The organism is Acidimicrobiales bacterium (assembly GCA_041394265.1).
GTDB lineage: Bacteria > Actinomycetota > Acidimicrobiia > Acidimicrobiales > SZUA-35 > JBBQUN01.
In genome coordinates, this window is the sequence record JAWKIO010000006.1 from 472,334 (window position 1) to 486,755 (window position 14,422).

Annotated in this window: 9 protein-coding genes; 5 read left to right on the top strand and 4 right to left on the bottom strand. The window is 68.5% G+C overall.

The genetic code is table 11. The features are described 5' to 3' along the window. Nucleotides 1-103: 103 nt before the first annotated feature. The 3 genes from R2733_26460 to R2733_26470 all read right to left on the bottom strand — a co-directional run bounded on the left by R2733_26460 (nt 104) and on the right by R2733_26470 (nt 6,560). Entirely contained in the window at nt 104-2,665 is a 2,562-nt protein-coding gene (locus tag R2733_26460; GenBank protein MEZ5380066.1) for an EAL domain-containing protein, read from the bottom strand. Nucleotides 2,666-2,791: 126 nt separating this feature from the next. Continuing rightward, nucleotides 2,792-3,772, bottom strand: coding sequence for a D-isomer specific 2-hydroxyacid dehydrogenase family protein (locus R2733_26465; GenBank protein ID MEZ5380067.1), 981 nt, complete (start codon nt 3,770-3,772; stop codon nt 2,792-2,794). 19 nt (nt 3,773-3,791) lie between these two features. Further along, a complete protein-coding gene (locus R2733_26470) occupies nt 3,792-6,560 on the bottom strand; it encodes a hypothetical protein (protein ID MEZ5380068.1) in 2,769 nt (922 codons plus the stop codon). 276 nt (nt 6,561-6,836) lie between these two features. On the opposite strand from R2733_26470, the gene R2733_26475 reads away from it, so the two are divergent. From R2733_26475 to R2733_26495, 5 genes are all read left to right on the top strand, one after another. Beyond that, complete coding sequence (locus R2733_26475) at nt 6,837-7,460, top strand: DUF937 domain-containing protein (GenBank protein ID MEZ5380069.1); 624 nt, start codon at nt 6,837-6,839, stop codon at nt 7,458-7,460. Nucleotides 7,461-7,582: 122 nt separating this feature from the next. After that, nucleotides 7,583-7,993: a hypothetical protein gene (locus R2733_26480; GenBank protein MEZ5380070.1), complete on the top strand. Its 411-nt coding sequence runs from the start codon at nt 7,583-7,585 to the stop codon at nt 7,991-7,993. A gap of 80 nt (nt 7,994-8,073) precedes the next feature. After that, complete coding sequence (locus R2733_26485) at nt 8,074-9,576, top strand: acetyl-CoA acetyltransferase (protein ID MEZ5380071.1); 1,503 nt, start codon at nt 8,074-8,076, stop codon at nt 9,574-9,576. A gap of 71 nt (nt 9,577-9,647) precedes the next feature. After that, nucleotides 9,648-11,897 carry a hypothetical protein gene (locus R2733_26490; GenBank protein ID MEZ5380072.1) on the top strand — a complete coding sequence of 750 codons (2,250 nt, stop codon included), beginning with the start codon at nt 9,648-9,650 and terminating at the stop codon, nt 11,895-11,897. A gap of 57 nt (nt 11,898-11,954) precedes the next feature. Further along, nucleotides 11,955-13,349, top strand: a complete 1,395-nt coding sequence (locus R2733_26495; GenBank protein ID MEZ5380073.1) for a trehalose-6-phosphate synthase — start codon at nt 11,955-11,957, stop codon at nt 13,347-13,349. A 30-nt stretch (nt 13,350-13,379) separates the two neighbouring features. Here the strand turns inward: R2733_26495 and R2733_26500 are convergent, their stop codons facing one another. Then, nucleotides 13,380-14,417, bottom strand: a complete 1,038-nt coding sequence (locus tag R2733_26500) for a zinc-binding dehydrogenase (protein MEZ5380074.1) — start codon at nt 14,415-14,417, stop codon at nt 13,380-13,382. Between the last annotated feature and the right edge of the window lie 5 nt (nt 14,418-14,422).

Consider the following 14,422-nt stretch of genomic DNA (forward strand, 5'->3'; position numbering starts at 1 on the left):
GCGCAACGAAGTGAGCACGCCCTGAGCGTCTGGGTCAGATCGCCGACGGCGGGACCGCGTGGTGCGCGTGCGCAACGAAGTGAGCACGCCCTGAGCGTCTGGGTCAGATCGCCGACGGCGGGACCGCGAAGCGGTCCAAAGGTGATCGCGACAGATACTGCATGGCGATGGCTTGGTCGTCCATCGGGCGGCACAGGTGGTAGCCCTGGGCCAGGGGGATCTTGGCGCCGCGGACGGCACGCAGCTCCTCGTCGGTCTCGATTCCTTCGACCATGACGGCCAGATCGAGGGCCGAGCCCATCTTGGCCATGGCGTTGAGGAGTGACTGCTGGCGGATCGAGGGCGACCGTACGAAGGAGCGGTCGATCTTGAGGAGGTCGAACTCGAGTGACGGCACTTCCGACAGCGACACCGCACCCGTCCCGAAGTGGTCGATGGCGATCCGCACCCCGGCGCTACGAAGGGCCCTCGTCGCCACGACCGCAACGGGCGGCTGGTGCATGAAACCGCTCTCGGCCCGCTCGAGGATGACCTGGTGCGGGTCGAGCGACGACTTCGCGATGGCAGCCAGGAGTTCGTCGGCGAAGGGGCGGTGGTGGAAGTTGATCGTGGCCAGGTTGAAGCTGATGAACCAGTCGCGAACGATGTCGTCCACCTCGGTCCACTCGGCCATGGCCGCCAGCCCCTTGGACACCACGATCATGTCGATCTGCGAAATGAGGCCGCTCTTCTCGGCCGGACGCAGGAAGTCCGACGGCATCACCAGACCGCGACGTGGGTGTTCGAGGCGCACGAGCGCCTCGACACCGACGATCCGGTCGCGGTCGTTGGCGTCGAACACCGGCTGGTAGTGCACGACGAAGCGATCGGCCTCGATCGCCTCGAGCAGTTCGTCCTCGGAACACTCGGTGTTCTTCGGCTCTGACGGCAGGCGATCCTCGGCGACGGTTTCGAACTTCACCAGTCGATTCCGGCCGGTGGTCTTGGCCTGGTACATCGCCTGGTCGGCTTCACGCAGGACCTGCTCGGGGCTCGTCACCCCCGACGTGATCGCGAGGCCGATCGATGCCTGGACCGGCACGTCGACGTTGCCGATCACCATCGGCACGCTCAGGGCCTCGTAGAACCGTTGGGCGCAGCGCTCGGCGTCCTCTTCGTTCTCGAGCCCTTCGCAGATCACGACGAACTCGTCGCCGCCCAAGCGAGCGACGGTGTCGGACGAGCGGGAGACGCGACGGAGTCGTTCGGCCACCTCGATGAGGAGGAGGTCACCGGCTTCGTGGCCGTGGGTGTCGTTGACCTCTTTGAACTTGTCGAGGTCGACGAACATGACGGCGAGGACGTCGCCGTTTGCCTGCTCCGCTTCGAGCGCCCGGTTGAGACGGGCGGTGAGGTTGGCCCGGTTGGGCAGGCCGGTGAGATCGTCGAAGAGCGCCTTGCGGTGCAGTTCGGCCCGGGAGCGACGTTCGTCGGAGATGTCCTCGGCCTGGATCAGCACGTGGCGGCGATGCTCACCGAGCTCGAGCACACTGGCGGATTCTCGAACCCAGACCGCTCCGCCGTTGCGTTCGCGGTATCGGCGTTCGGACTGGTCGGCGACCCGTTCACCGTTGAGCAGGTGCTGAAGGCGACCTCGGGCGGCTGGTCGGTCTTCGCCATCGATCAGGTCGAGGAGTTCGGTCCCGTCGAGCTCGTCGACGTTGTAGCCGAGCTGTGAGGCGAAGCGGGGGTTGACCGCCACGATGCGACCGCTGCTGTCGACCTCGACCACGCCGATCGGGGCATTGGCGAAACTGGTGCGGAAGCGCTGGGCCGCCTGGTCACGAGCAGCGTCGGCTTCGTCGCGTTCCTCGATGACACGGAACAGCGAGCGGCTCCCGCCCATCGCCAGGGCGGCGAGCGAGACCGTCAGTCCCAGACCGACCACGAGCAGGAGCGTCGTCGAACCGCGGTCGTCGGTGACGAGTTGGCTGGGTGTCGCCATCGTGCGCAAGACCACGTCCTCACCGAGGAGCACCTTGTTGCGGGTCGAGGTCAGATCGCCGGTGACCTCGTCGATCGACAGACCGCCGCCGACATCCGAGGAGGTGATCGGCAACGGTTCCGCTTCGTCGCCGCCCGGCAGTCCGAACAGCGCCACTTCGAGCGGCAGATTGCGCTGCACCCGAACGAACAACATGTCTCGGTCGATGATCAGCACCGACGCCACGGCGCGAGTCGACGGGTTGACAGCGGCGTAGGCCAGCTTGTCCTTCAGCTGGCCGCGATCGATCACCTGGAAGCCTGGCTCCTCGATCGGCATCGGCCCCTGGTCGATGGTGCCGTTGAAGGTTTCGCAGCTCAGCTCGCCCGCCACAGGCACGCAGATGGCTTCGACGAGCGAGCTCGACTCGAGCAGGCCGGTGGCGTCGATCTGCGCTCCGACATCGTCGACGGTGGCGGCGGCGACGTTCTTGCCGGCTGCGGTCAGGCGATCCGAGATGCCGTCGAGCCGGCTTTCGGCGGCGGACGCAACAGCGGCGACATACGCCCGATTCCCGGTGGCGGTGGCGCGCTCGCTGTCGGCGGCGTCGGCACGCGCCGAGGAGACCATGCCGGCGGTCAGGGCCAGACCGGCAAGCAAGATGACGACCGGGAGCAGTCGAATGAGAGTGGAACGCCGCACGTTCTCTCAGTCGGCAGGAACGTGGCGATCATGAGACGAAGATGCGGGATCTGCCCACGTCGTGCCCTTGCTTGTCGCCCTCTCGGGTGTTGCGCCGTCGCCTGTCGGAGCCTGACGCTCGGTGCCTCAGTAGCCGGCGTCGATGTCGACCACGCCGTTGAGCGCCGTTCGAGCGGCGAATCGACGAACGTTGTCGGTGATGTGATCGGCGAGGAGCGGGATGCCCATCTCGGGGGTGTTCCCGACGTGCGGTGTGATGATGGCCCGCGGTTCGCTCCACAAGGGGTGGCCCGGAGGGAGCGGCTCGGGGTCGGTGACGTCGAGGGCGGCGCCGCCGATCGACTCGTTGCGCAGGGCGTCGACCAGGGCGTCGGTGTCGATGTGGCCACCTCGAGCGACGTTCACGATCCACGCCGTCGGCTTCATCGCCGACAGTTCGGCGCGGCCGATCACACCCTTCGTCTGACTCGTGAGCGCAAGGGCCAACACGACCAGGTCGGCGTCGGCGAGCACCGATAGACGGTCATCGAGCGTGACCACGTCGTGGACCCCGGCGACCGGTTCGACCTGGCGGCGCACCACCGTGATGCGGCACCCGAACGGTTCCAGCATCGGGACGAGCGCCTCGGTGATCCCCCCGGCGCCGAAGATGACGACGTTCGCACCTACGAGGTTCGTACCCTGCGGCGGCGACCACGAGGCGGCGCGGGCGTAGGTCGCGAGCCCGCGCATGCCGGCCAGGCCGAGCATCAGGGCGTGCTCGGCCACCGGCGTGGCGTACACCCCCTTGGCCGCCGTCCAGATCCGCCGCTCCCCGTTGGCATTGTGATCGTCGAGGTACGGCACGAAGGGCTCGATACCGGCGAAGGGCAGGCCGATCCAGCGAACACCTGGGCCGTTTGCGATCACGTCGGGCAGTTGTGCGGCCGCATGTGGGTCGGCCCACACCAGCGCTTCGGCCTGGTCGATGGAAACGACCTCGCCGCCACCTTGGGTGACGGCGAGTTCGAGTGATTCGTAGCGACCACTCTTCGGCTCGACTGCGACCCTGGGCGTGTGCCGAGGATCGGACGGTGGCGACGGGTCGGATGCGGGTGAGGCGCTCACCCGAGTGTTCTTAGCCGGTTCAGACCGAGAGTGCGAGGTGTGCGGGTGCAATCGACACGTCGGCGGTCACGGGATCGGCCGCAGTGCCGAGGTCGACCGCCTCGGCGATGCGGTAGCGACCCGACGGGTCCTGGGCCAGCCAGAGCATGCCTTCACGGCGCTCAGGGCGACGCACGCCGAGCAGGCGCCCGTCGCGGTCCATGAGTCGACGTTCGGGGTGATCGACGGTGATGGCAATCGTGACCGGCGACGACGAGTCGACCGCCTGGACCTTCACCAGTCGGGGGCCCTTGCCGACGACTCGGAAGCCGTTGGTTCGCAGCGCCAGGTTGTGCTCCACGAGCTCGCTGTACACCGGGGTGTCCTCGACGAAGACGGTCGAGAGCTCGGCATCGGCCGGGTCGTTCTGGAAGCTGAACTCCGCACGGAGCAGACCCTGCACGATGCGCCGCCACTGCGGATCGATGAGCGGACGAGGCTCACTCGCCGCGAGCTCGCCTTCCGGGCGGTCGGTCGAACGACGATTGTGGAGCATTTGCGAACCTCCGATGGAGTCCATCATCTGTGCGTTGCTGCTCCCATCGGACGACAGGACCAGATCGTGAACGTTTGCGAGCGACGAGGCGGCGGCCGCATTGGCCGCACCCGCGGCCAGCACCGCACTCGGCGCGCCCTGCCCGATGGAGCCGCCCGATGGCAGAGCCGTCGGATCGAGCGAACGCTGTGCGGCGTCGGCGTCGAGGAACGAGACATAGAACAGGCGATCACCGAGAAGGGCGGGTCGCAGCAGCCACGTGCCGATCAACAGCTCCACGATCATCACGGCGGCAAGACCGATGCCGAGGCGACGAGCGATCTCGAGATCGCTCGCCAGGAGGCCCATCCCGCAGACGGCAACGATCGCCATGCCCAGGACCGCAGCACGCCCCTCGCTGCGGATGGCGTCGGTCATGCGGTCCTGCTCGATGTCGGCGTAGTCGAAGCCCGACTCCTCGGCCGAGGCCATGGCGTCGGGATCGCCGGCGAGGGCATCGGGAATGCTCGACTGCTGCACGGCCAGCCGTCGCAGCACGCCCAACTCGAACAGACCGACGCCGAGTGACACCACCAGAGCCACCAGCTGGAGTTCGCCCATGGTCGCGTCACCGACCACGACGTTGTAGACGCCGAGCGCACTACCGACGCCCATGATCCGCATGGCAGCCACGATCGCTGCGGTCTTCGGCGAACGGACGATGACGAAGGCGGCGATCGCGCCGCCGGCCGCAAGGGCAAGCACCAGCAGGATCAGCAGGCCGGCACCGTCGCCGGCCGCTCCGACGGCGTCGGCGGGAACGCCCGACAGCGAAACGGAGATGCCGGGCACGTCGACCCGCTGCACCAGCTCGGCGAGCTCCCGGGCGCCCTGTGAGCGAGCGGCGACCGCCGGGGTCACCACGGCGAGCACATCGTCGTCCTGCATGAATCGATCGCCACGAGCGGCAACGACGAGCGAGCCGTCGACATAACGACCCGAGGCACTCTCGACCCATCCGACGCTCGGCATCGCCGAGACGGCTCGGGCCCACGCCGACACCTGCTCTTGCCCGACGCTGCCGTCGTCACTGCCGATGGTCGCGAGCAGTGCCGACGTGGGATCGCCACCGGTGGAGCGGAGGGTGTCGGCCACCGTGCGGGAGGTGACGCCGGACGGAAGGGCCGATTCATCGAGCAGCTCACCGCTGGGCAACCGGGTGGCGAAGGCACCGAGGCAGAGCAGGAAGATGGCAAAGTCGGCGAGGATCGCCGTGGGAACGTCGCGACCGTCAGGAAGGTGCAGTCGGAAAAGGCGGTAGTCGTCCTCGTCGGGCACCTGCGGCAGGGTGGCGAGCATGGCGGGAAGGACGGCGAAGGTGACGACGGCAGCGACGATCGACCCGGTCGCCACGCCGATGGCGGGCGTGCGGGAGGCGCCGACGACCTCGAGCAGGATGGCGGCGCCGATGAGACCACCGACGAGGAGCGAGAGCTCGGGGAGCAGCGAGCGAATCGCCGAGCGGATCGACTCGGCCTGGTCATCACCTTGCGGATGCTTGAACCATTCGAGGAGGCGGAAGCCGAGCACGGACGACACGAGAACACCCGCCAGTACGGACGGGACGCCGGTGGTGGCGAGCGAGCCGTCGAAGTGACCGACCGACTGGGCGCCGAGCAGGCCACCGGTGAGGGTGGCAAGGGCGACCGAGGCGGAGACGGCCAGACCGTAGCGGCCGCCGACCGACACGGTCACCATCACCGCCAGCAGGATCATGACCGGGGCAATGGCCACCAGCAACGACCGGTTGAGCCGGTCGAGCAGGTCGCGGTCGGCCACGGCTCGACCACCGACGAGCGCCGGAGTACCGGGGAGGACGTCGGCGACGGTGGTCGAGATCGTGCTGAGGAGCTCACCGTCGGCGGTGTCGTCGATCGAGATGTAGACGGCCTGACGGCCGCTCGACACCGCTTCGGTGGCGACCGAGTGGACCCCGTCGAGTTCCGCCAGCGCCGGGAGCAGCTCACCTCGCACCGAGGCGGCAACGTCGCTCGAACCCCTCGACCCGACGAGCAGGGTGACGTCGGGAAGATCGCCGGGCTCCACGCCCGACATGCCCAGCTGCTGGGTGGACATCATCGGGCGGGCCGTGCCGATCGATGCCAATGCCGTACCGGCCAGCAGCAGCAACACGATCGAGGACAGCACGATGAAGGCGAAGCGCCGCAGATAGGCAGGACTCGCCGGGAAGGTCAAAACACGAGCTGGGGCCACAGAACATCCTCGTCGGCACCAACTCCGCCCGCTGGGTAGCGTAGTCGGCACGTTCCGTGGTGGTCTCGCTTCCGCGCAAAGATGGCTCCGACCAGGACAAAGACTGCGGAGAGCGGTGACACCAACGCCCCAGGTGAGACCTCGGTGGCAGGCACCGAAGCTGGACTACCATCGGGCCCGGCTCACGCCGCCCGGGTGTGGGTCCGCGGCGAACCCGCTCACCGCAGCGAATCAGGGAGCCGCGATCCGCTGGTATCCCTGGAAAGGCAACTGATCATGTCCAATCTCACCGACGGTCTGCTCTCCCAGCTCGGGTCGGGCGGTATCGCACAGATCGCGCAGGCACTCGGCACCGACGAGTCCAAGGCCCAGGGGGCGATCGGCTCGGCCCTGCCCGCCATCCTCGCCGGCCTGGCCAACAACACCCAGAAGCCCCAGGGCGCCGAAGCACTCGCCTCGGCGCTCGAGGACCACAGCCCGAGCGTGTTCGACCAGCTCGGCAATGTGGTCAAGAGCGCCGGCGGTGCCGACGGCAACGCCATCCTGGCCCACGTCCTCGGGCAGAAGCGTGGCGGCGTCGAGCAGCAGCTCGCCGGCCAGACCGGGCTCGACCTCGGCGCCATCTCGAAGCTCCTGCCCATGCTCGCTCCCCTGGTGCTCGGCTACCTCTCGAAGCAGAAGAGCGAACGGGGCCTCGACGCCGGCGCGCTCGGATCGATGCTCGGCGAGGAGCGACGGGCGAGCGAGGCGAAGAGCCCCGGTCTCGGCGGCCTGGCCTCGATCCTCGACGCCGACGGCGATGGCTCGATGATGGACGACCTCATCGACCTGACCAAGGGCGGCGGTGCGAGCAAGGGAGGCCTCGGCGGCCTGCTGTCCAAGGTGCTCGGACGCCGCTAGCACTGCCCAACGGGCAGCACTGGCACTGCCCAACGGGCAGCACTGGCACTGCCCAACGGGCAGCACTGACACCGCCCAACGGGCAACACTGCTGAGACTGCTCGGGGCAGTACGGTGTCGCCGTGCTTTCCGTCTCGATCGACCACCTCCGACTGTTCGTCCACGTCCTTGCCGCCTCGGTCTGGGTTGGCGGCCAGGTGATCCTGGCCGGACTCGTGCCCCGGCTCCGCCCGTTCGGACCCGAGGCCATCAAGACCGCGGCGAACGGCTTTGCGATCGTCGCCTGGCCGGCATTCGTCATCGCCTTCGTCACCGGCATCTGGAACATGTTGGCCGTGGACTACTCCAACGTTCCCGGCTGGAACGCCACCCTCGGGATCAAGATCCTGCTGGTGGTGGCGGCCGGGGCGTCGGCAGCGCTGCACTCGACATCGCAGAGGCGGGCGATCATGGCGATCACCGGGGCCGCCGGTGGCATCTTGGCCCTGGTCATCTTGTTCATGGGCATCATGCTGGCCAACCCGACCTCCTGACGCTCCGAGCGTCGGAGCCGTTGGGCTCTACCGTCGGAGCCGTTGGCTCGTGACCGGCAGACCGCGCTAGACATCGAGCCATGACGCTCTCACCTTCCACGCCCGTCATCGTCGGTGTCGCCCAGCAGGGCCACCGCCTCACCGATCCCGCCGATTCGGTCGAGCCGGCCCAGCTGATGATCGATCTGACCCGCGCCGCCGCCGACGACGCCGGGTCCGCCGACCTGCTGCGCCGGATCGACGCCGTGGCCGTGGTCGATGGCGCGTGGAAGTACCCCGATCCCGGGCGGATCGTCGCCGAGGCCGTCGGTTCACCCGAGGCCACCACGATCCAGTCCTACGGCGGCGGCAACACTCCCCAGTCGTTCGTCAACTCGCTGGCGGCGAGGATCCAGGCCGGCGAGTTCGAGGTCGCCGTGCTCACGGGAGCCGAAACCATCTGGAGCCGTCGCCGCCGCAAGTCCCTCGGTCTCGACAAGAACACGCCGCTCCTCGACGCGGCGCTCGCCCAGTCGACCGATGCCGAACCCGACGAGCGCTTCGCCGGCGACATTCCGATGTCGAGCGACTTCGAGCTGCGACGCGGCATGGAAGCGCCGATCAACTACTACCCGGTGTTCGAGTCGGCGATCCGCCACGCCAACGGCGAGTCCATCGACGACCACCGCACCCGGGTCGCCGGCCTCTGGGCCCGATTCAACGCCGTCGCCGCCAACAACCCCGAAGCCTGGTCGCCCGACCCCATGACCGCCGAGCAGATTCGTGAGGCGACACCCGACAACCGGATGGTCGGCTTCCCGTACACCAAGGCGATGAACTCCAACTGGGACCTCGACCAGGGCACGTCGATCATCCTGTGCTCGGTCGCCGCTGCGGAGGCCGCCGCCGTGCCGCGCGATCGCTGGGTCTTCCCGCTCGCCGGCACCGACGGCCACGACACCTACGCCGTGTCGGAACGCCGCGACCTCCACTCCTCCCCCGCCATCGCCGCCTGCGGCCGCGGGCTCCGCGAACTCACCGGCATCGACCCGGCCGACGCCGACCACGTCGACCTCTACTCCTGCTTCCCTTCGGCGGTGCAGATCGGCGCCACCGAACTCGGCCTGGGTCTCGACCGAGACCTCACCGTCACCGGCGGTCTGCCGTTCGCCGGTGGCCCGCTGAACAACTACGTCAGTCACTCCATCGTCACGATGGTGCAACGCCTCCGGGCCCATCCCGGCGATCTGGGATTGGTCACCGCCAACGGCGGCTACACCACCAAGCACGCTGCGGGCTACTACTCGACCGAGCCCCGAGACGGCGGCTTCGTGTCGGCCGACATGCAAGCCGAGATCGACACCGTGCCACCTCGCCCGGTGGCCGAAGATCACGTCGGCCCCGCCACGATCGAGGGCTACACCGTCATGCACGATCGCGAGGGACCGTCGGTGGCGCTGGCCGCCCTGTTGACGAGCGACGGCGCACGCACCTGGGGCTCGTCGAAGGACCCGGCGGTGATGAGTGAGCTGATGGCCTCGGAGGGGATCGGCCGCACGGTCACACTCGACCCCGACGGCGTCTTCGTGCTCGCTTCGGACTGATCGCTCACGCCACACTGGCGCCGGCCTGCCAGGTGACGACTCCTCAGCTTTGCCGCTGAACATCCGACCAGGTGGAGGTGGATTCCGCTTCTCCCCTCGCACCGCTGACGGCCTCGCCGGCCGAGCACCGCCTTCGCCGTCTACTCTCCGCCGTCGCACTCGCCGCCGGCACCCTGCTCTTTGCGTTCGGCGTCGACCCGGCCGGCGCTGAGCTCGCCTCCGACGCCGAGCCCACCTGGGGCGTGTCGGGCCAACTCGACTCCGCGTCGAACAATTTCGCCGCCGAAGTCTGGGACTTCGCCCAGCGGGGCGACGTCATGTACGCCGGCGGCAAGTTCACCACCGCCGTCTCGGGACCGGGCGGCCGCACCGTGCCCCGCAACGCGCTCGCCGCGTTCGACTCGCGCAACGGCACGCTGATCGAGTCGTTCGACCCCGACGTGCGGGGCGGCGCCGTCTACGCCGTCGAGCTCTCGCCCGACGGCAGCCGGCTCTTCATCGCCGGCGAGTTCACCTCGGTCGAGGGCGTCGACAACACCGCCGGGCTCGCCGCACTCGACCCGGTGACCGGCGCGCTCGATCCCACCTGGCGAGCCGGGCTCGAACGCCCGTGGACCGACGCACCCCCGGTCGGCCGCGCCCTCGACGTGTCGGGGCCGTGGCTCTATGTCGGCGGCAACTTCACCCACATCGACGCCGGGACCGTCCGGCGCCAGCTCAGTCGCGTCGGCCGGGTATCGCTCGCCACCGGCGAGCCCGATGCGGCCTTCGCTCCCCAGGTCGCGGGCGGCGGGGTGTGGGACATCGAGCCGAGCGTCGACGGCAGCCGTCTCTACCTCGCCGGCTTCTTCAGCACGGTCAACGGCGACGCCACCTACGGCGATCGATTCGCGGCGGTCCAGACCTCGAACGGCCAGCTCGTCCCCGGCGTGGCGCCGTTCGAGCCCAACCTCGACCGCACCGGCCGGCAGTACGCCATCGCCGTCACCAACGACCTGGTCTTCGTCGGCGGGGAGGAGCACATGCTCCAGGTCCTCGACGGCCAGACCCTCGAACGTCGCCAGCTCTACTTCGGTGGCTCGCCGTCGTTCCTTGCCGCATCGCCGCTCTACGGCGGCGGTGACTTCCAGGTCCTCGAGACCGTGGGCGATCGGGTCTATGCCGGCTGCCACTGCTGGAACTACCTGCTCGAATCGTCGCAGGGCCCGACGCTCTTCCCGACGAACGTCTTCTCCCCGGGCACCTGGACCCCGATTCGTTCGGTCGCCGCCTTCGATGGCGCATCGGGGGATCGCCTCGACGACGTCCAGTTCGACCTCTCCGGTGCGGGCGGGGCCTGGGCCCTGCGGGGCGCAACCGACGGCTGCCTCTGGGTCGGCGGCGACATCACCCAGTCGGGCGGCAAGTGGCTGAGCGGCATCGGCCGATTCTGCGACGAGTCGGTCGCCACCGACACCGAGCGGCCCACCACGCCGAAGGGCTTGAAGGCGACCGCAACCGCCGAGGGCATCGAGCTGAGCTGGACCACATCGTCGGACAACATCGGCGTGACCGGCTACGAAGTTCGCCGTTCGACCGACGGCACCGTCGGCCCCGTCATCGCCACCGTCGCACTCCCCTCCTACCTCGACGCATCGACCGTGGCGACCGAGATCTACACCTACGCCATCACGGCGATCGACAACGGCGGCAACCGGAGCTGGCGAAGCAACTTCGCCACGATCCAGGAGACGACATCGGTGGACACCGAGCGTCCTTCGCCGCCGCAGGGCCTCGTCGTGGACAGCGTCGCGGCCGCCGAGGTGGTCCTGTCGTGGAAGCCGTCGACCGACAACGTCGGTGTGAGCCGCTACATCGTCTTCCGGTCCGAAGCCGGCGCAACGGCGGTCGAAGTCGGGCGATCATCGACCACGGCGTTCAGCGACGCCACCGTGGTCGCCGGCAAGAACTACACCTACACCGTGAAAGCCATCGACGCCGCCGCCAACACCAGCTGGCGGAGCAACACGGCAGTGGCGTCCACCAAGGCGGCCTCGACCGACGCCGAGCGACCGAGCACCCCGAAGGGACTCAACGGGCTCGCCACGGGCGGCACGGTCGTGCTCACCTGGACCAGCGCCACCGACAATGTCGGTGTGACCGGCTACGAGATCTACCGCTCGACCGACGGCACCGTGGGCTCGTTCCTCGCCACCTCGCCGACCTCGTCGTTCACCGACGTCGGGGTCGAGGTGGGGGTCGCCTACACCTACACGGTCAAGGCATTCGACGAAGCAGGAAACGTGTCCTGGCGGTCCAACCTCACGACCATCAACAGTTGATCGTCTGATCGACGGCCCCATCCCACAATCCGACGGCGACGCGGCTTTACTGGAGGGATGTCGCAGCTCGCCGACCTCGTGATCGTCGCCAACCGTCTCCCCGTGAGTCGAGTCGACGGCGAAGAACGCCGCTCCAGCTGGGAGATCTCACCGGGCGGACTCGTCTCGGCTCTCACCCCCGCCATGGCCGAATACGACGGGGTGGCCTGGCTCGGCTGGGCGGGCTCCGAGGTCGAGAGCGATCTCCAACCCTTCGATCATGGTGGGCTTCGGCTGGTCCCGATCACGCTCAGTGAGGAGGAGCGGGAGAACCACTACGAGGGGATGTCGAACGGCACCCTGTGGCCGCTCTATCACGACAAGGTCGAGCCCGCGGTCTTCCACCGCCACTGGTTCAACAGCTACCGCAAGGTGAATCGACGCTTCGCCGAGGCGGCGGCCGCCGTGGCCAACGAGGGCGCCTCGGTCTGGATCCACGACTACCAGCTCCACCTGGTGCCCGGCATGCTGCGGGAGCTGCGGCCCGATCTGCGGATCGGCTTCTTCCTCCACATCCCGTTCCCTCCCCCCGAGCTGTTCCTCCAGATCCCGTGGCGCAACACGCTGACCAATGGTCTCCTCGGCGCCGATCTGGTCGGGTTCCAGTCGCCGGCCGACGCCGCCAACTTCCACCGGTTGGCCCTCATGCTCGGCGCGGTCGACGAGATCGACCCAACCACGGTGTCGCTCGACGGGCGCCAGATCGGCATCAAGGCGTTCCCGATCGGGATCGACGCCCAGCGGTTCGAGACCAAGGCCTCGGAGCACACCGTCACAGAAGCCGCTCGTGATCTGCGGGCCCGTCTCGGCAACCCCCAGTTCGTCCTGCTCGGCGTCGACCGCCTCGACTACACCAAGGGCATCGACGTCAGGCTGCGGGCGTTCAAGGAGCTGTTCGAGGAGGAGCGACTCCACCCGTCACAGATCGCCATGATCCAGATCGCGCAACCGAGTCGAGACAACGTCGAGGCCTACGTTTCGCTCCGTGAGCGGGTCGAGCGGCTGGTCGGCGAGATCAACGGTGACTACGGCCGCCTCGGGGTCCCGGTCATTCACTACCTCCACCAAACCCGCTCGTTCGACGAGCTCCTCGCCATGTACCGAGCGGCCGATGTCATGCTCGTCACCCCGTTCCGCGACGGTATGAACCTCGTCGCCAAGGAATACGTGGCCTGCCGCATCGAGGACTCCGGCGCCTTGGTGCTGTCGGAGTTCGCCGGCGCCGCTCACCAGATGCACGAGGCGTTGCTCGTGAATCCGTACGACATCGATGGCGTGAAGTCGGCCATCATGGCGGCGGTCGAGATGTCGCCCGACGACGCACGGCGTCGCATGGTCGCCCTTCGTGAGAACGTTCGGGCCACCGACGCGATCGCGTGGGCCCGAGACTTCCTGGGCGAACTCACAGGCTGAGCAACATCTTTCCGGAGCCGCAGGTTCGGGTCACAGGTTCGGCGCCACCAGGCGCTTCGATCGCCCGAGCGGCGCCTCTTCGTATTCGGCGAGGGTCGGCCCGACGGCATCGAGCGGGACCGGTTCGGGATCGATCATCGATCCGAGGCGCAGGCGGTCGTCGGCCATGAGGTCGAGCACCCGGCGCATGTCGCCGATGTTGTAGCCCAGTGACGCTCGCACGGTGATCTCACGCTCGTGGGTCTTGGTGGTCCACGGCAGGTGTGACCCGACGCCGACACCGATCACGACCACACCTCCGCCCCGCCGCACCAGGTCGACGGTCGAGGCGAGTGAGTCGGCGGTGCCTGCACAGTCGTAGACGAGGTCGGCGCCGAGCCCGTGGCTGCGCTCGGCCAGCCATCGCCACGCGCCGGCTCCCGGAGCGAAGGCGGCATCGGCCCCCAGATCGCAGGCAATCTCTCGCCGCATCGGATCCGGCTCGATGACCACGACTCCGGCTGCGCCCGAGGCCCGGACGATCTCGGCCACCAGCATGCCGATGGTGCCGGCCCCGATCACGACGGCGAGATCGCCAAGTCGCACCGGGTGGCGACCGACGGCGTGAGCAGCGACCGCTGCCGGCTCGGCCAGGGCAACGGTCGCGTCGTCGAGGGCTTCGGGGGCACGCACGAGGCGCCGAGCGTCGACGCGGAGGCGCTCGGCAAACGCGCCGTGCCCGCTGGCGAGCGGATCGACACCGACGATCATCTCCAACACGAGGTCGCAGTGCTCGGCCAACCCGGCCCGGCAGGGTCGACAACGCCCGCACGGAGCCGGCACGCCGCCGAGCACTCGCTCGCCGATGAAGTGGCCGGTCACGTCGTCGCCGAGGGCGACGACCCTCCCAACCCATTCATGACCGAACCACGCCGGTCCCGGCAGCTCACCGGTGATCCACGCGACAAGATCGGACCCACCGATCCCGCAACGATCGATCTCGACGACGACACTGCCGGGTGCCGCTTCGGGTTCGGGGAGCGACACCAGTTCGACGGATCGAGGCCCCCTGAGCAGCACGGCTTGCATGAGAT

What these genes read in the sequence shown, in the direction of transcription:
- R2733_26485 (MEZ5380071.1), top strand. Translation starts at nt 8,074, where the DNA reads ATGACGCTCTCACCTTCCACGCCCGTCATCGTCGGTGTCGCCCAGCAG.
- R2733_26475 (MEZ5380069.1), top strand. Translation starts at nt 6,837, where the DNA reads ATGTCCAATCTCACCGACGGTCTGCTCTCCCAGCTCGGGTCGGGCGGT.
- R2733_26500 (MEZ5380074.1), bottom strand. Translation starts at nt 14,417, where the DNA reads ATGCAAGCCGTGCTGCTCAGGGGGCCTCGATCCGTCGAACTGGTGTCG.
- R2733_26495 (MEZ5380073.1), top strand. Translation starts at nt 11,955, where the DNA reads ATGTCGCAGCTCGCCGACCTCGTGATCGTCGCCAACCGTCTCCCCGTG.